Source organism: Actinomyces ruminicola (assembly GCF_900103885.1).
Classification (GTDB): Bacteria; Actinomycetota; Actinomycetes; order Actinomycetales; family Actinomycetaceae; genus Actinomyces; species Actinomyces ruminicola.
In genome coordinates, this window is sequence record NZ_FNIM01000009.1 from 15,036 (window position 1) to 38,151 (window position 23,116).

Here is a 23,116-nt window from a genome sequence, read left to right on the forward strand (position 1 = left end):
GGGGTGGTCGTGATCTGTACCCCAGGGTCGTGGAGTGCGCGTACGGCACTAGCAACAGCCATGATGAGCCGCCCCTGTCAACGGTTGATCAGGAACACCGGTTGTCGTGAGTGCGAAGAGCTGTCGACGAGCACATAGCCGATTCCGTCCAGGCAGAAATTCGCGATCCCAACACTTCCGTCCTCCGGATAGACCTCCGCGGCGCCCTCGCGCGCGGGGCCTATGGGGTGTGAGTCGGCGTAGGCCTGCACCGCGTCGATGGGGTCTACCACCTCCAGCGCGGTGTCGAGCTGGAGCACCAGGTGCCAGTTCCCGCCATCGGTGAGAGCCATATCGGGGTGCAGCAGCACCGCGGGCCCATTCGCCGTCCAGTAGGGAAGGCCGCCGACCTTGGTCTGGAGCGCGAAATTGAAGTCGTGCGGGTATGCGCTGTCCTCGGGCATCGCGTTATGCCGGGCATCGAAGAAGGCGGGTTCGAGGGACGCATCCACGCCGTCGTCATGCACGCGCCACCGCCGTGCCCACAGCTCGAGCAGCACCGGAGTGCCCGCTGGCGCAGGAGCCGCTGTGTCACTCAGATCGCCGAAGTCGACCAGCGCGACACAGTTGCAGCCCGTGTCCGGCTCCCAGAAGGAGCAGATGCTGTACCGCTCGCACTTGAACACGAACATCGCCTGATCCGCCGACAGGTGAGGCAGCTGCGCGGACTCCCCCGCCTGGAGGAGGAAGGACATCGGCAGACCGCACTCGGCGCACAGCGGCCAGCTCCTGTCGGTGGGCCACCCGAGCGGCAGGCCCCCACATTCACGACCTCGCGGGGAACTGGGGACTGCGGCGCCTCGATGGTCCACTCGGGAATACGACTCTGTACGGCACCGAGCGTAGCCAATCAAGGACGCGAATCCCGAAGGCCGACGTCCGGGACGCTTGGTGGCTAGGCTGGCGGCATGAGCAAGATCTTCGCCGTCGAGTACCACTACGTCACCGACCAGGACGAGGCCATGGCCGCCCTCCGCCCCACCCACCGCGCCTTCAACGCCGCGCTGGCCGAGCAGGACCGACTGCTGGCCGCCGGCCCCTACGTGGGCACGCACGACGCGCTCATCGTGGTGCGCGCCGACGACGCCGCCGGCGCCCTGGCCCTGCTGGAGGAGGACCCCTTCAACCGGGAGGGCTTCATCGCCGAGCGCATCCCCCACGAGTGGAACCCGGTGATCGGCGTCCTGTCCTGAGGGCCGGAGCCGGCGCCCACCGCCCGCGCCCGGCTCAGTTCACCAGGCCCCGGGCGTGCAGGTACGCCACCAGGCGCGGGCGCAGCAGGTAGACCGCCTCGATGCCGGCCACGGCGGCGGCGGAGACAGCCAGGATGATCCACCAGGTGGTCGCCGTCGGCCACGCCAGCAGGAAGAAGGCGCGCACCACGGGCACGAACACGCCCAGCACCGCGATGCCCGCCATCGCCGCCACCAGGCCGAGCCGCCACCCCAGCAGCGGCCGGGCCGTCAGCGTCAGCAGCCACAGCCCGGAGCACACCAGCACCAGCGTGGCGCCGGTGGTCACCTGCTCGCTCGAAACCCCCACGGCCACCAGCCAGGTACGGACCGCCAGGGTGGCGCAGCCGGCCACCAGCCCGGCGGGCACCGCCAGGGTCAGCACCCGCCCCAGGAAGCCGGCCCGGTAGCGGCGGCTATTGGGCGCCAGTGCGAGGATGAAGGCCGGGATACCGATCGTCAGCGAGGACACGATCGTCAGCTGCCGCGGCAGGAACGGGTAGGCGATGGCGGTCAGGGACACGACCACGGCTATCAGCGAGGCATAGACGGTCTTGGCCAGGAACAGGGAGGCGATCCGCTCGGTGTTGGCCATGACCCGCCGTCCCTGCGCCACCACGCCCGGCAGGGCGGAGAACTCCCCCTTGAGCAGCACCAGGCGGGCCACCGCCTTGGTAGCGGGCGCGCCGTTGCCCATGGCGATGCCCAGGTCGGCGTCCTTCAGAGCCAGGGCGTCGTTGACGCCGTCGCCGGTCATGGCCACCACCCGGCCCCGGCTGCGCAGCGCCCGCACGAAGGCGCGCTTCTGCTCGGGAGTCACCCGCCCCAGCACGCTCGCGCCCTCCAGGGCGTCGGCCAGACGGGCGGCCTCCGGCCCCTCCGGGTCCGCCTCCTGCGGCAGGGTGCGGGCGTCGACGGCGACCGGCTCCCCGCCGTCCGGGCCGGTCACGCCCGCCCGGCGGGCGACGGCGGCCACCGTGTCCGGGTTGTCCCCAGAGATCACCTTGACCTCCACTCCCTGCTGCCGGAAGTAGTCCAGGGTCTGGGGGGCGTCGGGGCGAATCTCCTCGGCCAGCACCACCAGCGCCGCGGGCTCCAGGCCGCCGGGCAGCAAGTGGTCGTCGGCGCCGGTGCCGCAGGACTCGCCTGAGCGCGCCAGCGCCACCACCCGGGCGCCGTCGACGGCGCGCTCGCGTACCCGCGCCAGCGCGGCCTCGGCTCCGGGAGTCCTGGCCAGGACGATCTCGGGGGCGCCCAGCACCCAGGTGACGTCGTCGTAGCGGACGGCCGACCACTTGCGGCGGGAGGAGAAGGGCACGGCGGCCTGAACCGCGCGGGCCCCGGCCGCGGCGGCCTGCTCCCCCAGGTACCGCTGATCCGCCAGTCCGCGGGCGATGGCGACGGCGGTGGCGTTGGGGTCCTCGCCGTCGCTGAGTGCGGCCAGTGCCTCCAGCACCTCCCGCACCGGGGCGGCGCCGTCGGGGGCGGTGACCTCCTCCAGGCGGATGGCGCCGGTGGTGATGGTGCCGGTCTTGTCCAGGCACAGGGTGTCCACGCGGGCCAGCACCTCCACGGCTGGCAGCTCCTGCACCAGCACGTTGCGGCGGGCCAGCGCCAGGGAGGCGGTGGCGAAGTTGACGGAGGTGAGCAGCACCAGGCCCTGCGGCACCATGCCGATCACGCCGGCGATTCCGGCGACCAGCGCGACGCGCCACTGCCCGGAGGTCAGAGCCTGCGCCACGCCGCCGTTCTGCCGCAGCTGCGACCACACCAGGAGCAGCGCCACAGGCACGATCACCCAGGAGATCCAGCGCAGCACCCGGTTGGTGCCCTCCTGCAGCTCGGAGGTGACCACCGAGTAGCGGCGGGCCTCCCGGGCCAGCCGGCGGGCGTAGGCGTCGGCGCCGACCGCGGTGGCGCGTACCAGGGCGGTGCCGGCGGTGACGGTGGTGCCGGACATGACCCGGTCGTCGGTGTCGGGGCGCACCGGGTCGGACTCGCCGGTGAGGATGGACTCGTCCACCTCCAGGTTGTCGCTGGTCAGCACCACGGCGTCGGCGGGTACCTGCTCGCCGCCGCGCAGCCGCAGCACGTCGTCGAGCACCACCGCGGCCACGTCCACGTCCTGCTCGACACCGTCGCGCAGCACGTGGGCGCGCGGCGCGTCCAGCACGGACAGGCGGTCCAGGGCCCGCTTGGCGCGTACCTCCGCAATGGTGCCGGTGGCCGTGTTCAGCAGCAGCACGAAGCCGAACAGGGCGTCCTTCCAGGAGCCGAACAGCAGGATCAGCACCAGGGCGGCGCCCAGGATGGCGTTGAAGACCGTGAAGACGTTGGCGCGCAGGATCGCGGCGGCCGAGCGGGAGGTGGTGTCCCGGTAGGCGTTGGTCTTTCCGGCGCGCACGCGCTCGGCTACCTCGCCCGCCGTCAGCCCGGACGTATCCAGAGTCTCAGCGGGCGCGGTCGTGGTGGGTGTTCTGGTCACTGGCTCAGCATGTCCTACCCGACGCGGAACTTCCTGGGAGACTCCCAGCGTGTCCGCGGCTCAGGCACCGGACTGCGCCGTCACCGCGGTCTCCTGATGCGTACCGACCTCGGGGGCCTTTCCCGCGGCCGCGCGCCCCTCCCGGCGCGAGCGCCGCCGGGACACAAGCATGGAGGCGGCCACGGTGATCAGGATGACCACCACGATGAAGCCGAGCGAGAAGCCGATGTCCGGCTCGGGGATGACCTCCCAGGGCTCACCGCCGTTGATGAACGGCAGCTCGTTGGTGTGCAGCGCGTGGTTGACCAGTTTGAGGCCAATGAACGCCAGGATGGCGGCCAGCCCGTAGTGCAGGAAGATGAGCCGGTCCAGCAGCCCGTCGATGAGGAAGTACAGCTGGCGCAGGCCCAGCAGGGAGAAGGCGTTGGCGGCGAAGACCAGGTAGGGCTCGCTGGTCAGGGAGTAGATCGCCGGGATCGAGTCGACGGCGAACATGACGTCCGCGGTGCCGATGGCGATCACGCACAGCAGCATCGGGGTGATCATGGTGCGACCGGCGTGCCGGTGAATGAGCTTGCCGCCGACGAAGCCGTCAGTCATGGGCACCACCTTCGCCACCAGGCGCACAAGGCCGGTGGGATGGTACTCCTCGTCCTCGTGCGCGTCGGGCTCCTCCACGCCTTCAAGGGCCTGGGAGAGGGCGGTCCACAGCAGCCAGGCGCCGAACAGGTAGAACACCCAGGAGAAGTTCGCGATCAGGGCGGCGCCGGCCATGATGAAGGCGAAGCGCAGCACCAGGGAGATGATGATGCCGGCCAGCAGCACCTCCTGCTGGTACTTCCGGGGCACCCGGAAGGCGGCGATCATGATGACGAAGACGAAGAGGTTGTCGATGCTCAGCGCCTTCTCGGTGATGTACCCGGCGAAGTACTCCTGGCCGTAGGTGCTTCCCCAGACGGCCCAGACGATACCGCCGAATACCACGGCCATGGCGATGTAGCCGATGGACCACTGGGCGGCCTCTTTGAGGGTGGGCTCGTGGGGGGTGCGCACGTGACCGACGATGTCGATCGTGATCATCGTGATGATGATGGCGGCCAGGGCGAGCCAGCCGAGGGCGTGGACATCCACTACATGTACCTCCGGTACGGTCTGGTACCGGAGGTCTCCTCCCGCCAGGGCGCGGATCGCGCTCATCATCTGGCCTGCGACGCCGGGGGCCGGGGCTGCCGCGGTGCGGTGCCGTTCCGGTCCGCCGTGATGACGACGTCGCCGTTGCTGGGAGTACTCCCCTCCGTATGGGCTTGTACGCCGAGTCTAGCGCCCGCAGCAGGCGGCCCCGCTACCCCACGGCGCCCCGAAGCGGTGTGTTCTTGCCGACGCCGCCGCGCGGGGGTGGTCCCGACACGGCCCGGCGCGGCCGCCTCAGGCGGTGGCCCGCATGTCCCGCAGCTCCTTCTTCAGGTCCTGAATCTCGTCGCGCAGCCGGGCGGCCAGCTCGAAGTGCAGGTCCTCGGCGGCCGCGTGCATCTGCGCGGTCAGCTCCTCGATCAGCCCGGCCAGGTCGCTCTGCGCGGCCCCGGCCAGCTTCTCGCGCACGGTGGCCTCGGCGGCCCGCTTGCGGCGGGAGACGACCTGCTTCTCCTCGTGCCCGCGGTAGCCGCCGGCCAGCAGCTCGGCGGTGTCGACGTCCTCACGGGCGAGCATGTCGGTGACGTCGGCGATCTTCTTCCGCAGCGGCTGCGGGTCGATGCCGTGCTCGGCGTTGTAGGCCAGCTGCTTGGTGCGGCGCCGTTCGGTCTCCTCGATGGCCGCCGCCATGGCGGGGGTGACCTGGTCGGCGTACATGTGCACCTCGCCGGAGACGTTGCGGGCCGCCCGCCCGATCGTCTGGATGAGTGAGGTGGCTGAGCGCAGGAAGCCCTCCTTGTCGGCGTCGAGGATGGCCACCAGCGACACCTCCGGCAGGTCCAGGCCCTCGCGCAGCAGGTTGATGCCCACCAGCACGTCGAACTCGCCCAGCCGCAGCGAGCGAAGGATCTCCACGCGGCGCAGCGTGTCTACGTCGGAGTGCAGGTACTCCACCCGTACGCCCCTGTCGGCCAGATACGTGGTCAGGTCCTCGGCCATGCGCTTGGTCAGGGTGGTGACCAGGACCCGCTCGTGCTTGTCCACCCGGCGGCGGACCTCCTCGAGCAGGTCGTCGATCTGGCCCTCGGTGGGCTTGACCACGATCTTGGGGTCCACCAGCCCGGTGGGACGGATGATCTGCTCGACAACGCCGTCGGAGCGTCTGGTCTCGTACTCGCCGGGGGTGGCGGACAGGTAGACGGTCTGCCCCACCCGGTCCTCGAACTCGGCGAAAGTCAGCGGCCGGTTGTCCAGCGCGGAGGGCAGCCTGAAGCCGTGCTCCACCAGGGTGCGCTTGCGGGAGGCGTCGCCCTCGTGCATGGCGCCGATCTGAGGGACGGTCACGTGGGACTCGTCGATCACCAGCAGGAAGTCCTCTGGGAAGTAGTCCAGCAGCGTGTTGGGCGGCGTGCCCGGGGAGCGGCCGTCAATGTGCATCGAGTAGTTCTCCACGCCCGCGCAGGTGCCGATCTGACGGAGCATCTCCAAGTCGTAGGTGGTGCGCATGCGCAGCCGCTGCGCCTCCAGCAGCTTGCCGTCGCGCTCCAGGACGGCCAGGCGCTCGGCCAGCTCCTCCTCAATGCCGGCGATGGCGCGCTCCATGCGCTCGGGCCCGGCCACGTAGTGGGAGGCGGGGAACACGTAGACCTCGTCCACCCGGTCGATGACGTCGCCGGTGACCGGGTGCAGCGTCGCCAGGGCGTCGATCTCGTCGCCGAAGAACTCCACCCGGATGGCCAGTTCCTCGTACATGGGGATGATCTCGACCGTGTCGCCGCGCACGCGGAAGGTGCCGCGGGTGAAGTCGACGTCGTTGCGGGTGTACTGCATGGTGACGAAGCGGCGCAGCAGTTCGTCGCGGTCGATCTGCTCCCCCACGTGCAGCGGGGTCATGCGGTCGACGTACTCCTGGGGGGTGCCCAGGCCGTAGATGCAGGAGACGGAGGAGACCACCACCACGTCGCGCCGGGTGAGCAGCGAGTTGGTGGCGGAGTGACGCAGCCGCTCGACCTCGTCGTTGATGGAGGAGTCCTTCTCGATGAAGGTGTCCGTCTGGGGGACGTAGGCCTCCGGCTGGTAGTAGTCGTAGTAGGAGACGAAGTACTCCACCGCGTTGTTCGGCAGGAGCTCACGGAACTCGGCGGCCATCTGGGCGGCCAGGGTCTTGTTGGGCTCCAGGATGAGGGTGGGGCGCTGCACCTGCTCCACCAGCCAGGCGGTGGTGGCCGACTTGCCGGTGCCGGTGGCCCCCAGCAGCACGATGTCCTTCTCCCCCGCGTTCAGGCGCTCGGTCAGCTCGGCGATGGCGGCGGGCTGGTCGCCCGAGGGGGTGTAGGGGCTGATGACCTCGAAGGGCTTCTCGGCGCGACGCAGGTCGGTGACAGGACGCATGGGACCAGGCTACGTCGTACCTACGACGTGTTCGAAGCACACCTCAGGCGGGCGTCGTGCGCTGGTCGCAGCCGCCCCACTCCACGGCGGTGAAGCCGCGGCGGACCGGGCCGGAGATCAATTCCTGCTCGGGCACCGGATCGGCGGGGACGTCACCGATCACCAGGTAGACGCGGATGAAGACCTCAGGGGTGAGGGGCTCGCCGTCGGTCGTGAAGCTGTAGGCGGCGATAGCCGCGTGCTGCTCGGCGGCGAAGGTGATGAGAGCCTCGTCGGTGGTCTGAATCCTCGGGCCCCAGAAGGTGATGAGCTCGGCGGCCTCACGCTCGGTAAGCCCCAGCAGGGCGAGCTTGTCCTCCAGGAAGGCGGTGGCCTCGTGCGCCCGGACCACGAAGCCCTCGGTCTGTGTCATGGGTGCGGGGTTGACGCCCTCCCAGAACAAGTAGGGGTAGCTGCGCGCCTGGGCGTCGGTGAGGGTCCCGTCGGGGCTGGCGGTGACCTGCCAGCTCACGCCCGTGGATGTGGCTGCCGGCTCGGGATAGGTGAAGGTCAGTTCGCCGGCGTAGGCCAGCTCCACGTCCACGGTGGCCTCTTGGGGCGGGTATAGGTAGAGCACGGGCTTTTCGTCCGCAGGCAGTTCCGTCTGCCGGTCACGGTGACCGCGATCGTCTTCACGATCGTCCTGGTCGGCGGTGGCGCAGGCCGCCAGGCCGCCGATAAGGGTCGTTGAGGTCAGCGCGAGGGCTGCTCGTCGGGTCAGAAGCGGAGCGCGCATGGCGGGATTCCTTCCTTGGTCCATTACCGGACGGCCCGGTCGGGGGCTGGCAATGAGGCTATTGCGCCCGCGCGGGTATCCCTATGGGGAGCACTTCCCGGCCTACGCGGTGGAGAGCCGCTGCCAGAGCTCCTCTACGGCCCGCGCCAGCTCTTCCCGGGTGCCGGAGTTGGGCAGCACCACGTCGGCGACGGCGCGCCGCTCGGCATCGGAAGCCTGCGCGGCGATGCGCGCCAATGCCTGCTCACGCCCCAGACCGCGGCGCTCCAGGCGGTCCAGCCGGGTCTCCGGGTCCGCCTCGACCACGACGACGACGTCGAACATGCCCTCCATCTGCCCCTCCACCAGCAGGGGCACGTCGTAAACGGCCACCTGGCCGGCCGGCACGGACTCCAGGCGCGCCCAGGCCTCGGCGGCCACGAGCGGCAGCAGGATCTCCTCCAAGCGGGCGCGGCGCAGCGGGTCCGTGAAGACGATCCGTCCCAGGGCGGCCCGGTCCAGGGCGCCGTCGGCATCCAGCAGCTGCTGCCCGAACTCGGCCGCCACGGCAGCCAGGCCCTCGGTGCCGGGTGCTACCACCTCCCGGGCGATGGCGTCGGCGGACACGACCACGGCTCCCTTTGCGGCTAGCAGGCGCGCGACCTCCGACTTGCCGGCGCCGATACCGCCGGTCAGCCCCACGTACAGGGCGCGTCCGGTGGGTCGGGGGCGTCGCGGGCTGCGGGAGGCGGCGTTGGACATGGCAATGCTCATGACGACATCATGCCCGTCTTGTCCCGCTCGCATGGTTAGAGCTCGGTCCCGCCCCATTCCACCACGGTGAAGCCGGTGCGCCGTGGCGGCACGGGCAGCTTCTGCTCGGACACAGGATCGTTTGGAACCGGACCGATGACCAGGAACAGGCGGATGACCACATCCGGAATGATCTCCTGCCCAGCAGCATCGCTGAACGTGTAGCGGGCCATGGTCGCGTACCCCTCGGTGGCCACCGTGACCAGGGCCCGTTCACGAGCGGCAAGCCGGGGCGCCCAATAGGTGATCAGATCCGTTGCCTCCGAGTCGTTGAGTCCCGTGGCATCCGCCAGGCTCTCCAGGAACTGGTTGGCCTCAGCCGCCGCGACCACGGTCCCGGCATCCTGTGTCAGGGTCCGGCGTGGGTGCCCTTCCCAGAACAGGTACGGGTAGGTGCGCCCAGAGGAGTCGGTAAGTACGCCGTTGGGGCTCGCAGTCACCTCCCACTCGACCCGGCCGTCGCTCGTTGGCGCGTCGGGGTAAAGGTGGGTGAGCTGGCCGTCGTAGTCGAGACGGACGGTCAGATCCGTTGCGGTCACGGGATAGAGGTACAGGACCGGCTTCTCGGCCTTCTGGTCTGCTACGCAACCCGCCAGCAACGCTGCGCCCGAGCCGCCCAGACCGAGCAGTGCCGCGCCGAGAGCTGTGCGCCGGGCGACCCCCGGTTTGCGGCCGTGCGCGCGATGCGGTGCGGTCATTTGTACTCCTAGCCGTAGGATGCGAATACGTAATTCGTCGCGTGTTACAGGACACCCTAACGTCCGGGCGGGGCACTATTGGCCGGTTTCGGGCGCCTGTGCGGGATCGGCGCGGTGGCGCCCACCCCGGCCACGGCCGTAGGGGGCGATCGCCTCCTCGACCGCCTGGACGCGCGCGAGGACGCCCTCCGGCGGCGTCTTGGAGCAGTCGAGCTGCTCGCGGCAGCGTTTGCATGCCTCTCGTGCCGCCGCCGCCCGGGAGTGGTCCTCCGCCGCCCCCGCCGCCAGCCGCTCAGCGAGAATCGCCAGGGCCAGGCAGCTCGTCTCCGGACGTCCCACCGCCTCCACCAGGGTCCCGATACGCTCACCGACACGCCCCATCGGCCAGGTGTCCATCAGCTCGCCCATCCGCTCGCAGTGGGTGGCGGTGGCGGCCCGGTCACCGCGCACGTGGGTGGCGCGGGCAGCGGTGGCCAGGCTGGCGCAGGCCAGCTCCACCCACCCCTGCGACAGGCACAGTTCGGTGGTATCCAGAGCCTCCCGCTCGGCGCGCTCGTCGGCTCCCAGTTCCAGCAACAGGCGGGCGAAGGCGATACGCAGATCGACGATCGCCTCCAGCTGGGAATCGTCGGTTTCCTCGCTCAGCGACCGGCTGATGGTCTCCGCTGTGACCAGCGCCCGCTCGCGCACCGCCTCCAGACCGTAGCCGCGAGCGAGCACCAGCAACTGATTGACGTTCTTCAGCAGGGTCTTTCGACTCGTCGCTCCGCGCGCATCGGCGGGTCCGGTAACGGTGCCGTAGGAGCGGGCGGCCAGGCCGGCCGCCTCGGCTGCCATGCGGGACTCCGTCCGGTAGGAGATGGCGTTGTTGCCGTTGCGCCCATCGAAGCGGGCCGCCAGGGCGCGGGCGAAGGCGGTAACGGCGTCGTAGGCGTGGACGACCGTGTCCCAGCCGGTGACGGCGGGCGGGGCTGCCCAGGGATTGTCCCAGCGCAGCGAGGAGCCGATGGCGTTGGAGCCGTATCCGGCCCGATTGGCCTCCCGGAGCACCAGGCTCACGCCGACGGCCGCATTGAGCAGGCTCCAGGCGCTGGCCTCATCCGTGACGGCGTCGGTGTGGCGCAGCCGGGCGAGGCCCCGCTCCCATTGGCCGGACAGCCCCAGGTACTCCAGCTCGTCGCCCAGCAGCCGCAGCCGCAGGGCCGTGGGTATGTCCACCTGCCCCAGCGCCGCCAGGGCGTCCTCGGCCTCGACCCGCCGCCGCTGCGCCAGGTAGGGCAGCAGGCTGGCCGCCAGTCCCAGGGCGGTGGCCGCCGGATCCGCGTCTGGACGGGTAGGGACCGCCGTGGTGGTGCGGATGACGCCCGAATAGTCGCCGTGTATGCGGGCGGTGGCCAGGGTGGCGTCCACATCCACGGTGTCGAAGGAGAACAGGCGAGCCACGCGCAGGTGCTCCAGGGCGTCATCCCGCTGGCCGTAGTAGGCGTACAGCTCCACCTCGGCGTAGCGCAGCGGTAGCGCGGATAGGCCGGCATGTCGCCGCAGCGTGCGGCAGGCCGCGATGGCAGCGTCGATTTCGTCCCGCATCCGGGTGGGATCCTCCCCCAGTCCGGCCAACCAGGTGCGGTCGACAGCGGCCAGTGCCTCCGCGCCGGGTACGGCTGAAGCGGACATCGCTTCGGCGTCGGGAGGCGTATCCACCACAAGCTCGTAAATGCGCTGCTGCGCCCGCGGGCTGCGCGGGTCACCGGCATCCCGGATCAGGGCGGCGAACTCGTCCCAGGTAGTCATCATCACTCCCATGGTCGGTGGCTTTGCGTGATCGGGGCCCGTCCACCTGGTGGTGGACGGGCCCCGAGCGTGCTTGTTCATCGGCCACGTCGGCCGATGCGAGCGGCCGCCTGCGCGGCCGGTCTCAGTTGCCGGTCAGCTTCTCGCGCAGTGCGGCGAGCGCCTCGTCGGAGGCGAGAGTGCCGGTCGCCTCGGGCTGGGCCGAGGAGAAGGAGGTGGCGTCCGCCGGAGCGGCCTCGCCCTCCTCCTGGTCCTCCTCCAGGGCGCGGGCGACCTGGGCCTTGTGAGCCTCCCAGCGGGCCTGCGCGGCCGCGTACTCGGCCTCCCAGGCCTCCCGCTGCGCCTCGTAGCCCTCGAGCCACTCGTTGGTCTCCGGGTCGAAGCCCTCGGGGTACTTGTAGTTGCCGTTCTCGTCGTACTCGGCGGCCATGCCGTACAGCGACGGGTCGAAGTCCTCGGAGTTGGGGTCCACGCCGTCGTTGGCCTGCTTGAGCGACAGGGAGATGCGGCGGCGGTCCAGGTCGATGTCGATGACCTTGACGAAGACCTCATCGCCGACCTTGACGACCTGCTCGGGCAGCTCCACGTGACGCTGGGCCAGCTCGGAGATGTGCACCAGGCCCTCGATGCCGTCCTCCACGCGCACGAACGCGCCGAAGGGGACCAGCTTGGTGACCTTGCCGGGCACGACCTGCCCGATGGCGTGCGTGCGGGCGAAGGCCTGCCACGGGTCCTCCTGCGTCGCCTTGAGCGACAGCGAGACCCGCTCGCGGTCGAAGTCGACGTCGAGCACCTCGACGGTGACCTCCTGGCCGACCTCGACGACCTCGGAGGGGTGGTCGATGTGCTTCCAGGACAGCTCGGAGACGTGGACCAGACCGTCCACACCACCCAGGTCCACGAAGGCACCGAAGTTGACGATGGAGGAGACCACGCCCGTGCGGACCTGGCCCTTCTGCAGGGTCTGCAGGAAGTTGGTGCGGACCTCGGACTGGGTCTGCTCCAGCCAGGCGCGGCGGGACAGGACCACGTTGTTGCGGTTCTTGTCCAGCTCGATGATCTTGGCCTCGAGCTCGCGGCCGACGTAGGGCTGCAGGTCGCGGACGCGGCGCATCTCCACCAGGGAGGCGGGCAGGAAGCCGCGCAGGCCGACGTCGAGGATGAGGCCGCCCTTGACGACCTCGATAACGGTGCCGGAGACGACGCCGTCCTCCTCCTTGATGCGTTCGATGGTGCCCCAGGCGCGCTCGTACTGGGCGCGCTTCTTGCTCAGCAGCAGGCGACCCTCCTTGTCCTCCTTCTGGAGGACCAGGGCCTCGATGTCGTCGCCGACGGAGACGATCTCCTCGGGGTCGACATCGTGCTTGATCGACAGTTCACGAGCGAGGATGACGCCCTCGGTCTTGTAGCCGATGTCGAGGAGGACCTCGTCGCGGTCAACCTTGACAACGGTGCCCTCGACGATGTCGCCGTCGTCGAAGTACTTGATGGTCTCGTCGACGGCGGCGAGGATCTCCTCGGTCGAGCCGATGTCGTTGACGGCGACCGGGGCGGGGCTGGGCGTGGTTGTGGTCATTGAGTAGTTGCTCCGAATATGGACAGAAGGGTCGGGTGAATAGATGCCACACGTCCCCCGCCGCGCGGACCGGCCCGGACCAGTGCCGCGCCACGGCTGGCCGCCTTTGAACGGCGCCCAGGGGCGTGCGCGTCAGACCATACCAGCACGTTCCCAATCCGTGACTTGTGGGCGTGTCACAAACCCGGCCCACATTCACGTGGAATATCTCACCCCTGTGTCTCTGAACACGCCACCACCGGCTCAGTGAGCGGCGGCGCGCCAGTTGGTGCCGCGGCCCACGGATACGTCCAGGGGCACGGAAAGCTCGGCCGCGCCGCCCATCCGGGCACGCACCATTTCCTCGACGGCGTCGGCCTCCCCCGGGGCGATCTCCAGCAGCAGCTCGTCATGGATCTGCAGCAGCATGCGGGAGCGCAGGCCCGCCGCGGTCAGGCTCTCGGCGACGTCGACCATGGCCTGCTTGACGATGTCGGCCGCGCTGCCCTGGATGGGGGCGTTCAGGGCGGCGCGCTCGGCCATCTCCCGCCGCTGCCGGTTGTCGCTGTTCAGGTCGGGCAGGTAGCGCCGACGGCCGAACATGGTCTGCGTCCACCCGTCGCGGCGGGCCTGCTCGACCACGTGCTCCAGGTAGTCGTGCACCCGACCGAAGCGGGCGAAGTAGGCCTCCCGCAGCCCGGCGGCCTCGGCGGTGTCCACCCCCAGCTGGCGCGCCAGGCCGAAGGTGGACAGCCCGTAGGCCAGCCCATAGCTCATGGCCTTGACGTGGCCGCGCTGCTGGGGGGTCACCTCGTCGATCCCGATGCCGTGGACCATCGCCGCCACATAGCGGTGCAGGTCCTCCCCGGAGCGGAAGGCCTCGATCAAGGCCTCGTCGCCGGACAGGTGCGCCATGATGCGCATCTCGATCTGCGAGTAGTCGGCGGTCAGCAGGCACTCGTAGCCGTCGCCGACGGTAAAGGCCTCGCGGATGCGCATGCCCTCCTCGGTGCGAGCGGGGATGTTCTGCAGATTGGGGTCGGTGGAGGACAGCCGGCCGGTGGCGGCAATGGTCTGCTGGAAAGTGGTGTGGATGCGGCCGTCGGGCGCGATCGCCTTGCGCAGCCCCTCCACGGTCTGCCGCAGCTTGATGGCATCGCGGTGCTCGAGCAGGTGCTCCAGGAAGGGGTGACTGGTCTTGACATACAGGGAGGCCAGGGCGTCGGCGTCAGTGGTGTAGCCGGTCTTGGTGCGCCGCGTCTTGGGCATCTTCAGCTCGTCGAAGAGCACGGTCTGCAGCTGCTTGGGACTGGACAGGTTCAGCTCGTGCCCGGCGGCCGCGAAGGCGCCCTCGGCGGCGTGGGTCACCCGGGCGTCGAGCTCGGTCTGGCGCGCCGCCAGGACGGCGTCGTCGACGGCGATGCCGGCATCCTCCATCCCCGTCAGGGTCGCCGCCACCGGCATCTCCAGGTCGGTGTACAGGTCGAGGACGCCGCGCTGACGCATCTGCTCCTCCAGGGCCCGCTGCAGGGGCAGGAGCACGGCCGCCCGGCGGGCGGCGGCGAGCGCGGTGGCCGCGGGGGCGTCGTCGGCGAGGGACTCGAGGTCGAAGGCGCTCTGCGGCTGGTCGTCCTGCGGTGCGGACAGCGCCTCCAGATCGATGCCGAGCCACCGCTGCGCCAGCGAGCCGACGTCGTAGGAGCGCTGCTCGGGGCGGCACAGGTAGCCGGCGAGCGAGGGATCGGCCGCCACGCCGTCCAGGTCGATGCCGCGGGCGTGCAGGGCGTGCCAGGACCCCTTGGCATCGGCAACGACCTTGGGCCGGTCGGCGTCGGCCAGCAGTGCGGTCAGGGCCTCCTCGTCGGCCGGGTCGAGCAGGGACAGGTCGGCGACGAGGGCGGCGGCGCCGTCGGAGAGGGCGATCATGGTCGCATCGCCCTGCCCGGGCCGCATGACGCCGACGACGTCCAGCCCGATCGGGGTGACGGGCTCGCGGGGCGGCAGGTGGGTGCCGAGCCACTGCCCTACGTCTCCGGGGGCGACGTCGTGGCCGACCGCCGCAATGGTGACGGCCTCCAGGCGGGCGGCGGGCGAGTCGGTGTCGGTACCGGCGCCTCCGGCGTCTGCGAAGGGCAGGATCCGCTCGGAGCGGTGCTGCAGGTTGCGGAACTCCAGCGCATCCATGATGCGGGCGAGCGCCTCGCGGTCGGCCCCGGTGAGCTTCAGGTCGGCGGCGGGATCGATTCCCAGGTCGAGATCGGTGAGCAGATGGTTGAGACGGCGGTTGCGCAGCACGTCGTCGAGGTGGTCGCGCAGGGACTGGCCGGCCTTGCCCTTTATCTCATCGGCGTGGGCGATGACGCCGTCCAGCCCGTCGTACAGGCGGATCCACTTGGCGGCGGTCTTGGGGCCCACCCCGGGCACGCCCGGCAGGTTGTCGGAGGTCTCGCCGACGAGCGCGGCCAGGTGCGGGTAGCGCTCCGGGGCCACGCCGTAGCGCTCCTCGACCTCCGCCGGGGTCATCCGGCGCAGCGTGGACACGCCCTTGATCGGGTACAGGACGGTGCACCGGTCGGTGACCGTCTGGAAGGAGTCGCGGTCCCCGGAGCACACCAGCACCTCCATGCCCTCCCGCTGCCCCTGGGCGGCGAGGGTGGCCAGGATGTCGTCGGCCTCGTATCCGGGCGAGGTCACGGTGGGCACGCCCATGGCCTCCAGCACGTCCTGCAGCAGCTCCACCTGGCCGGCGAAGGCCGGCGGGGTCTCGTCGCGGGTGCTCTTGTACTCGGCGTACTCCTGGGTGCGGAAGGTGCCGCCGGGCAGGTCGAAGGCGACGGCGACGTGCGTGGGCCGCTCCTGCTCGAGCAGGGACAGGAACATTGATACGAAGCCGTAGACCGCATTGGTGGACTGCCCGGTCGTGGTGGTGAAGTTCTCGACCGGCAGGGCGTAGTAGGCGCGGAAGGCCATGGAGTGCCCGTCGATCAGGAGGAGCCGCCCGGCGGCGTCCGGGGCGGCGGGGCTGGTCTCGGTGGTGCTCACCGTGACAGCCTAAGGGCATGAAAGACCAGCATCACGCATCCGCCTCCGCGGATGTGCCCGTAGCCTTCCCCGCCAAGTCAGCGCGTCCCTTCCCGGTGCCGCGGCCGTCCGGCTCCGCAGTGTCGGCGACCAGTGCCCTGGGGACCTCCGGGCTGGCGGACGCCGAGGCCGGCACGCTCATGTCCACGCTGCGCATGGAGTTGGAGGAGCGCTCGGCCGAGCACACGGTGGTGCGCATGCCGGTGGACGGCGCCCGGCAGGTCACCGGGGTGCTGCACGGGGGCGCCAACGCGGCGCTGGTGGAGACGGCGGCCTCGGTGGCGGCGCGGGAAGCGGCGCCCGCGGGCACGGCCCCGGTGGGCACGGACCTGCAGGTCAGCCATCTGCGGCCGGCGCGGCGCGGCTGGGTGACCGCGGTGGCCACGCCGCTGCACCGCGGGCGGCGCACCGCCGTCTACCGGGTGGAGGTAAGCGACGAGAATGGGCGCGTCATTGCGCACGGCACCTTGCGCTGCCTGTACGTGGAGGTAGACGGGTCCTGAGCCGGAGCCGCGCCCTGCCCGCGCGGACGGCGGACAGTCCAGTACTCCCTTCAGGACTCCTTCTTGGCGCCGCCGACCTGCTCGATGACGGCGTCGGCGACCTCGCGCATGGTCAGGCGACGGTTCATGGAGGTCTTCTGCAGCCAGCGGAAGGCCTCGGGCTCGCTCAGGCCCATCCGCTCCATGAGCAGGCCCTTGGCGCGGTCCACCCGCTTGCGGGTCTCGAAGCGCTCCTGCAGGTCGGAGATCTCGGCCTCCAGGGAGCGGATCTCCTCGTGCCGGGACATGGCGATCTCAATGGCGGGGATCAGGTCCGCCGGGGTGAAGGGCTTGACGACGTAGGCCATGGCCCCGGCGGCGCCGGCGCGCTCCACCAGTTCGGTCTGGGAGAAGGCCGTCAGCATGACCACGGCGCAGCCGTGCGCGTCGATAATGCGCTCGGCGGCGGTGATGCCGTCCAGCACCGGCATCTTCACGTCCATGACGCACAGGTCGGGCTCGTGCTCGTCAGCGAGACGGATCGCCTCCTCGCCGTTCGCGGCCTCGGCGACGACCTCGTAGCCGGCATCGGTCAGGGTTTCGACGATGTCAAGGCGGATGAGAGTCTCGTCCTCGGCGACAAGGACTCTGCGGGACTTGGAAGTAGCGGACTCGTTGCTCACGCCCCGATCCTAGTATGCTTGCGGACGTCGTGAGGCCCGCACGCCGCCCCGCGTGTGAGCCAACGCGCCTCCGTAGCCCAATTGGCAGAGGCATCCGACTCAAAATCGGAGGGTTGTGGGTTCGAGTCCCACCGGAGGTACGGATTCGCCCGGAACCGCAACGAAAGCGGCTCCGGGCGATTCGTCTATTCTGTCTACTCCCATCGAAAACCGGCTCTTCCGGTTTGAGGGTGTGGTGCGGGTGCCGTTGTGATCTCCAGGGTGGTGTGGCCGCTGGTGCTGGAGTCGGTGGTTGGCGTGGTCGGTGGGGGTGCTGAGTGGCGTTGTTCAGGCTCCCGCGTGGTGGGTCTGCACACTCCTGGAGTGGGCCCCGAGGCGGTATCCGCGTGATTGTGCGGACTCGACCTGCGACCCGGGTGTCGTGACACTGCTCTCGTGTGCAACGAGCCCCTCGTTGCACACCGGAGCAATACCTCCGGGTTCGGACCCGGAAGCAACTTCCGCTTGTTTCCAGGAGAAACCACGAACAAGGCGGGTTTGCTCGGCCGGGTCTGGCGTGCAGACCCGGTCTCGCCGGCCCGGCCGCGTCGGCCAGCGTGAGGCGCCGGACCGGATGTGGTACCACCGAACACGGTACCCAGCCACAGTCGGCCTCGGCCGCGAGGTGTCGGAGGTGGCCGACACCATCCACCACATCCCCCGAACCAGAGAGAACCGGTTTGGGTGGGCCGGCGGGGTTGGTTCGAGGACGTGGGTTAGCCCGCGACAACGTGGCCCGGCCCTCCACAACGCCTCCCGGCAGGGCGTCCTCGACGGCTAACCCACGTCCTGGAGGCCTAACCCACGTCCTCAAGCGCCCCCACGCCACCCCCCTGTGCCGAAACCATCACACCCTCAAACCCGCAGCACCACTGAACTGTTAAGGACTCAGGTCTGACCTCGCCGCTACACCTGCGAACCGGAGGAGCCAGCTCACCACATTCTTGCCGGATGCCCGCCGGTGCGCACAACACAAGTGTGGCCCTGTAGCGCACTGTGCGTTACCGGGCCACACGGTCAGTGCGGGGCAGTGGTCCTGCCGTTCGCAGGGTGAGGACCGAACCGGGCCAGCTGCTCCTGCCTGCGCTGCCGCCGCCATTCCCTGATCAGAATGACGTTGAGGACGATCAGACACACCAGCGTGACGTTGGCGAACAGCCACAGCCAGTTGTGGTTGGCCGGTAGCTGCTGCGGGTCGAATCCGTGCACTTCCGCACGGTTGACCGTCTCATTGTCGGCGATGGACCACAGGGCGCAGAAAACCGACGACGCTGACGTCGAGAAGGATCAGTGCCCTAACAGCCAGCCTGTAACGCGATCTCAGCTGCAACAGTACTCGTCACACCCGGTAGTCGCTGCGCTCGCCCACGGTGTGCACGCGGATGGAGTTGGTGGAGCCGGGCGTGCCCGGGGGCATGCCGGCGACGATGATCACTTCGTCGCCGGGCTGGGCCAGATGCTTGGCCTGCAGCACCTCATCCACCTGGTCGACCATGTCGTCGGTGTGCTTGACCTCGGGGACCTCGTAGGTCTGTACACCCCAGGAGACGGACAGCTGGTTGCGGGTGGAGCGCAGCGGGGTGAAGGCGAGCAGCGGGATGGTTGAGCGCAGGCGGGACAGGCGGCGCGCCGTGTCACCGGACTGGGTGAAGGTGACCAGGTAGGTGGCGTCCAGCTGCTCACCCATCTCGGCGGCCGCGCGGGTGATGGCGCCGCCCCGGGTCTGCGGGTAGGAGCCCAGCGGGGCGATGCGCTCGCCGCCGTTCTCCTCCACGTTCTCGATGATGTTGGCCATGGTGCGCACGGCCTCGATCGGGTAGGCGCCCACCGAGGTCTCCCCGGAGAGCATGACGGCGTCGGCGCCGTCCAGGATCGCGTTCGCGCAGTCGGAGGCCTCCGCCCGGGTGGGGCGCGGGTTCTGGATCATCGACTCCAGCACCTGGGTGGCAACGATCACCGGCTTGGCCTGGCGACGGGCGAGCTCGATGGCGCGCTTCTGCACCAGTGGCACCGCCTCCAGGGGCATCTCCACGCCGAGGTCTCCGCGGGCAACCATGATACCGTCGAAGGCGGAGACGATGTCCAGCAGGTTCTCCACGGCCTGCGGCTTCTCGATCTTCGCGATCACCGGGATGCGCACACCGACCTCGTCCATGATCTCGTGGACGTCCTTGATGTCTTCGGCGTTGCGGACGAAGGACAGGGCGATCAGGTCGGCACCGATCTTCAGGGCCCAGCGCAGGTCCTCGCGGTCCTTCTCGCTCAGGGCGGGGACGGACACGGCCACGCCCGGCAGGTTGATGCCCTTGTGGTTGGAGACGTAGCCGGGCACCTCCACGCGGGTGACGACGTCGGTGTCGGTGACGGCGGTGACGCGGACGGCCACATTGCCGTCGTCGATCAGCAGGCGGTCCCCGGGGCGGCAGTCACCGGGCAGCCCCTTGAAGGTGGTGGATACGCGCTTGACCGTGCCCAGGACGTCGTCGGTGGTGATGGTGAACTCGTCGCCCTTATTGAGCATGACCTTCTGGTCGTCGACGAAGTTGCCCAGGCGGATCTTCGGCCCCTGCAGGTCCACGAGGATGGCGACGGCGCGGCCCGAGGCCTCGGCGGCGGCGCGCACGCGGGCGATGACCTCCTCCTGGTCCTCGGCGCGGCCGTGGGAACGGTTGATGCGGCACACGTTCATGCCGGCGTCCACGAGCGCCTGCACCTGCTCAGGAGAGTCGGTGGCGGGCCCAAGGGTGCATACGATCTTCGCTCTGCGCATGGGGCAAGCCTAAATGACTCCCGGCCCGAGCACGAGCAACCGACGCACTCACCTCCGGGTTGGGACCGTGATCACCGCTGCTCGCAGGTGATCTCATCGTGCAGCGGACGGCGCGAGACGACGACGAAGCACACCAGCCCGACCAGGAAGATGAGGATCGAGGTCCACACGTTCAGCCGCAGCCCGGCGATCAGCTGGGCGTCGTCGATGCGCAGGCACTCGATCCACACGCGCCCGGCCGTATACACCATCAGGTATGCCCACAGCAGCCGCCCGCCCACGGCCCCGTCGCGCCGACGCAGCCGCCGCTCCAGCCAGATCAGGAAGGCGGCGCCGGCCAGGTTCCACAGCGCCTCGTACAGGAAGGTGGGGTGGAACAGGGTGCCGGATGCGTAACCGGCCGGCAGGTGCGCGTCGTCGATCCGCAGCCCCCACGGCAGCGTCGTCGGGGAGCCGAACAGCTCCTGGTTGAACCAGTTGCCCAGTCGGCCGATGGCCTGCGCCACCAGCAGCGCCGGGGCGACGGCGTCGGCGAACGGCGCCCAGCGCAGCCGTCGGCGGCGCAGCAGCCAGGCCGCGGCCAGGGCGCCGAAGAAGATGCCGCCCCACACTCCCAGCCCACCGCGCCAGATCTGCGGGATGAGCGCAGGGTTGCCGTGCGCGCCGAAGTAGGCGTCCGGCGAGGTGACCACGTGGTACAGCCGGGCGCCGACAATGCCTGCGGGCACCGCCATCAGGGCGACGTCGAGGACCTGGTCCGCTTCCCCGCCGGCGGCGCGGTAGCGGCGGTCGGTCCACCAGACGGCGACGAACACCCCGGCGAGTATGCACAGGGCATAGGCGCGCAGCGGGAACGGTCCCAGGTGCCACACCCCGCGGGCGGGGCTGGGGATGGAGGCCGCCAGTACGGCGGCCGGGGCGAGCGGGGTAACGGGCACTTACGGCGCCTCTCGGTGGGTTGCGGGAAGGAGCGCCGGATGGCTGCCGGCGGCGACCAGTTCGGCGACGAACTGCTGGGGATCGGCGGAGCGGATGACGGCCTCGCCGACGAGCACGACGTTGGCGCCGGCGCGCGCGTAGCTCATGACGTCGTGGGGGCCGCGCACCCCGCCGGCGGCGATGCGGGTGATGGAGGCGGGCAGTACCTCGGCGACCCGCTCGAAGCGGGAGCGGTCTACCTGCCGGGTCTGCGGATCACGGGCGTCGACGGCGACGAAGCGGGCACCGGCACGCGCAGCCGCCAAGGCCTCCGCCCGCGAGTGTGCCTCGACCACCGCCGCCATGCCCAGGGAGTGGGTGCGTTCGATCAGCGACTCCAGGATCAGGGGCTCCAGGCGGGCGTCCAGCATGAGCAGGTCGGCGCCGTGGGCGCGGGCCTCGTGCACCTGGTAGGGGGTGACCACGACGTCGTTGACGAGCACCGGCACATCGACAGCGGCGCGCACGGCATCAAGATCGGCCAGGCGCCCGTGGGAGCGCACGGGCTCGGTGACCACGGAGACGCAGGCGGCCCCACCGGCGGCGTAGAAACCCGCCAGGATGGCCACGTCCCCGATGCCGGACAGGTCCGCGAAGGTGGCGGTGGCGCGTTTGACCTCGGCGATCACCGACACCGCCCGCCCCTCGCCACGCAGGGCGGCGACCGCATCACGGCACGCCGGGGCCGCACGCACGGCCTCCTTGAGCGCTTCGAGCGGGACGCGTCGTTCACGCGCCGCCACGCAGGCGCGCGCCGTGGCGGCAAGCTCTTCGAAGCCGTTCACCCGACGATCACCCCCTACGCGCCTCATGGTTCCCGGCGGAGGGCCGCTCAGGCAAATCGGTCCGGCAGGAGGGACGCTCTCCCACCGCCGCGCCCAGGTCTCCTCCGGCCTCGAAGCAGGTGCGCGTCCCGGTGTGGCAGGCGGCGCCGACCTGGTCCACCTCGACCAGCAGCGCGTCGCCATCGCAGTCCAGGGACACGGCCTTGACGTACTGGTAGTGACCGGAGGTGTCGCCCTTGCGCCAGAACTCCTGCCGGGAGCGCGACCAGTAGGTCACGCGCCCCTCGGTGAGGGTGCGGCGCAGGGCCTCGTCGTTCATCCAGCCGACCATGAGCACCTCGCGGGTGTCGTACTGCTGGACCACGGCGGCCACCAGGCCGTTGGCGTCCCGCTTGAGTCGGGCGGCGAGTTCGGCAGGCAGGGGCGCGGGTGAGGCAGTCACCGGTCAATTCTCGCACGGTCTGGGCATTCTCCAGACGCCCCCGCTTATCCGGCCGGGCCCAGGAGAGGATTCAGGTATGCCCACATGCCCGGCAGGTTGCGCGCCACCGCGAAGAGGCCGGCCACTGCGAAGACGACCACGGCCTCCCGCGCGGTCAGCAGGGGGCGGGGAGCACCACGACGACGGCTGATGAGCCAGCGCGCCAGCACCGCGGCCCCCAGGGCCAGCACCATCAGGGCGAAGGGGTTGTAGCCGCACGCCGAAGTCAAGTCACCGTGCATGAGCGCGCGGGTGGCACGGGTGCCTCCGCACAGCGGACACCAGTAGCCGGTCATGCGGTGCATGATGCACAGGTCCACTCCGTCCCGCCCCAGGAGCCTGGAGCCGATGATCAGCGCGCCGGGCAGGCAGGATACGGCGGCCGCCGCGCCCATCAGGGCGCGGCGGCGCTTGTCGGAGTCACAAGCGGCTCCAGCAGGAATACGGGTACAGGTCACAGGTGCACCGGGTCAGTTGTTGAGCACGCCGGTGACCATGCCCGTGGAAAGGTTGATGATCGTCCACACAATGGACAGCCCGCCCAGGACAATGCCCGCGATCGCCATGCCCTTGTTGGTGGCGCGGCCCTCGTTGGCGGCCTGCATGCCGAGATAGCCCAGGATGATCGCCGGAATACCGGTGAACAGCCCGCAGCACACCGAAGCGATGCCAAGTCCCAGCGCCCAGCCGCCGAGGTTGTTCTTCTCGGTCGACATCCCCATGGGGTTCATGCCGTAGCCGGCGGGCTGGTTGTAATTGGGGCCCTGGTACTGCGGGGGCTGGCCGTTGTTGGGATAGCCCTGGTACTGCGGGGGCTGGCCATTGTTGGGATAGCCCTGATTGTTCCCGGGATTCTGGTTGGGGTCATAGTTGGTCATAGATACGCCTTTCCTAGGGTGTCACGAATCGTAACATGGGTTCAGCCTGC

Annotated in this window: 20 protein-coding genes and 1 tRNA gene; 3 read left to right on the top strand and 18 right to left on the bottom strand. The window is 70.0% G+C overall.

Annotated features, from left to right (window positions below):
• Window positions 1-77 precede the first annotated feature (77 nt).
• Window positions 78-671, bottom strand: a complete 594-nt coding sequence (locus tag BLR49_RS08235; RefSeq protein ID WP_143013730.1) for a hypothetical protein — start codon at window positions 669-671, stop codon at window positions 78-80.
• Between the two features lie 276 nt (window positions 672-947).
• Here BLR49_RS08235 and BLR49_RS08240 point away from each other — a divergent pair, with 276 nt between their 5' ends.
• A complete protein-coding gene (locus BLR49_RS08240) occupies window positions 948-1,232 on the top strand; it encodes a YciI family protein (protein ID WP_092536258.1) in 285 nt (94 codons plus the stop codon).
• Between the two features lie 34 nt (window positions 1,233-1,266).
• Here BLR49_RS08240 and BLR49_RS08245 read toward each other — a convergent pair whose 3' ends face one another.
• The 9 genes from BLR49_RS08245 to polA all read right to left on the bottom strand — a co-directional run bounded on the left by BLR49_RS08245 (window position 1,267) and on the right by polA (window position 15,931).
• The gene (locus BLR49_RS08245) at window positions 1,267-3,756 is read right to left on the bottom strand and encodes an HAD-IC family P-type ATPase (RefSeq protein ID WP_176765820.1); all 2,490 of its coding nucleotides are present in this window, start codon (window positions 3,754-3,756) and stop codon (window positions 1,267-1,269) included.
• A 60-nt stretch (window positions 3,757-3,816) separates the two neighbouring features.
• Window positions 3,817-4,887: a TerC family protein gene (locus BLR49_RS08250; protein WP_092536264.1), complete on the bottom strand. Its 1,071-nt coding sequence runs from the start codon at window positions 4,885-4,887 to the stop codon at window positions 3,817-3,819.
• Between the two features lie 294 nt (window positions 4,888-5,181).
• Window positions 5,182-7,278 carry an excinuclease ABC subunit UvrB gene (gene uvrB / locus BLR49_RS08255; RefSeq protein WP_092536267.1) on the bottom strand — a complete coding sequence of 699 codons (2,097 nt, stop codon included), beginning with the start codon at window positions 7,276-7,278 and terminating at the stop codon, window positions 5,182-5,184.
• Window positions 7,279-7,321: 43 nt separating this feature from the next.
• On the bottom strand, window positions 7,322-8,053 hold the full coding sequence (locus BLR49_RS08260; RefSeq protein WP_245690562.1) for a transcriptional initiation protein Tat: 732 nt from the start codon (window positions 8,051-8,053) through the stop codon (window positions 7,322-7,324).
• 102 nt (window positions 8,054-8,155) lie between these two features.
• Complete coding sequence (coaE, locus tag BLR49_RS08265) at window positions 8,156-8,734, bottom strand: dephospho-CoA kinase (RefSeq protein ID WP_092536471.1); 579 nt, start codon at window positions 8,732-8,734, stop codon at window positions 8,156-8,158.
• A gap of 107 nt (window positions 8,735-8,841) precedes the next feature.
• On the bottom strand, window positions 8,842-9,543 hold the full coding sequence (locus BLR49_RS08270) for a transcriptional initiation protein Tat (RefSeq protein WP_245690563.1): 702 nt from the start codon (window positions 9,541-9,543) through the stop codon (window positions 8,842-8,844).
• A 75-nt stretch (window positions 9,544-9,618) separates the two neighbouring features.
• Window positions 9,619-11,334: a hypothetical protein gene (locus BLR49_RS08275; protein WP_092536477.1), complete on the bottom strand. Its 1,716-nt coding sequence runs from the start codon at window positions 11,332-11,334 to the stop codon at window positions 9,619-9,621.
• A 124-nt stretch (window positions 11,335-11,458) separates the two neighbouring features.
• Window positions 11,459-12,910, bottom strand: coding sequence for a 30S ribosomal protein S1 (rpsA, locus tag BLR49_RS08280; protein ID WP_092536272.1), 1,452 nt, complete (start codon window positions 12,908-12,910; stop codon window positions 11,459-11,461).
• Between the two features lie 243 nt (window positions 12,911-13,153).
• Entirely contained in the window at window positions 13,154-15,931 is a 2,778-nt protein-coding gene (gene polA / locus BLR49_RS08285) for a DNA polymerase I (protein ID WP_092536274.1), read from the bottom strand.
• Between the two features lie 17 nt (window positions 15,932-15,948).
• On the opposite strand from polA, the gene BLR49_RS08290 reads away from it, so the two are divergent.
• Window positions 15,949-16,473 carry a PaaI family thioesterase gene (locus BLR49_RS08290; RefSeq protein WP_092536277.1) on the top strand — a complete coding sequence of 175 codons (525 nt, stop codon included), beginning with the start codon at window positions 15,949-15,951 and terminating at the stop codon, window positions 16,471-16,473.
• Between the two features lie 50 nt (window positions 16,474-16,523).
• On the opposite strand, the gene BLR49_RS08295 is transcribed toward BLR49_RS08290, so the two are convergent.
• A complete protein-coding gene (locus tag BLR49_RS08295; RefSeq protein ID WP_092536280.1) occupies window positions 16,524-17,135 on the bottom strand; it encodes an ANTAR domain-containing response regulator in 612 nt (203 codons plus the stop codon).
• A gap of 66 nt (window positions 17,136-17,201) precedes the next feature.
• Between BLR49_RS08295 and BLR49_RS08300 the strand changes: the two genes are divergently transcribed.
• A tRNA-Leu gene (locus tag BLR49_RS08300) sits at window positions 17,202-17,275 on the top strand.
• 916 nt (window positions 17,276-18,191) lie between these two features.
• Here the strand turns inward: BLR49_RS08300 and BLR49_RS08305 are convergent.
• The 7 genes from BLR49_RS08305 to BLR49_RS08335 form a co-directional block, all read right to left on the bottom strand.
• Window positions 18,192-18,383 carry a hypothetical protein gene (locus tag BLR49_RS08305; RefSeq protein ID WP_092536283.1) on the bottom strand — a complete coding sequence of 64 codons (192 nt, stop codon included), beginning with the start codon at window positions 18,381-18,383 and terminating at the stop codon, window positions 18,192-18,194.
• Window positions 18,384-18,513: 130 nt separating this feature from the next.
• The gene (gene pyk, locus BLR49_RS08310) at window positions 18,514-19,944 is read right to left on the bottom strand and encodes a pyruvate kinase (RefSeq protein ID WP_092536285.1); all 1,431 of its coding nucleotides are present in this window, start codon (window positions 19,942-19,944) and stop codon (window positions 18,514-18,516) included.
• A gap of 71 nt (window positions 19,945-20,015) precedes the next feature.
• On the bottom strand, window positions 20,016-20,882 hold the full coding sequence (gene lgt / locus BLR49_RS08315; protein WP_245690564.1) for a prolipoprotein diacylglyceryl transferase: 867 nt from the start codon (window positions 20,880-20,882) through the stop codon (window positions 20,016-20,018).
• Complete coding sequence (locus tag BLR49_RS08320; RefSeq protein ID WP_245690565.1) at window positions 20,883-21,707, bottom strand: indole-3-glycerol phosphate synthase TrpC; 825 nt, start codon at window positions 21,705-21,707, stop codon at window positions 20,883-20,885. It lies immediately after the preceding gene.
• Between the two features lie 7 nt (window positions 21,708-21,714).
• The gene (gene hisI, locus BLR49_RS08325) at window positions 21,715-22,149 is read right to left on the bottom strand and encodes a phosphoribosyl-AMP cyclohydrolase (RefSeq protein ID WP_176765821.1); all 435 of its coding nucleotides are present in this window, start codon (window positions 22,147-22,149) and stop codon (window positions 21,715-21,717) included.
• A 44-nt stretch (window positions 22,150-22,193) separates the two neighbouring features.
• Window positions 22,194-22,646: a DUF2752 domain-containing protein gene (locus tag BLR49_RS08330; protein ID WP_245690566.1), complete on the bottom strand. Its 453-nt coding sequence runs from the start codon at window positions 22,644-22,646 to the stop codon at window positions 22,194-22,196.
• A gap of 12 nt (window positions 22,647-22,658) precedes the next feature.
• Complete coding sequence (locus tag BLR49_RS08335) at window positions 22,659-23,066, bottom strand: DUF4190 domain-containing protein (protein ID WP_092536294.1); 408 nt, start codon at window positions 23,064-23,066, stop codon at window positions 22,659-22,661.
• Window positions 23,067-23,116: the final 50 nt, after the last annotated feature.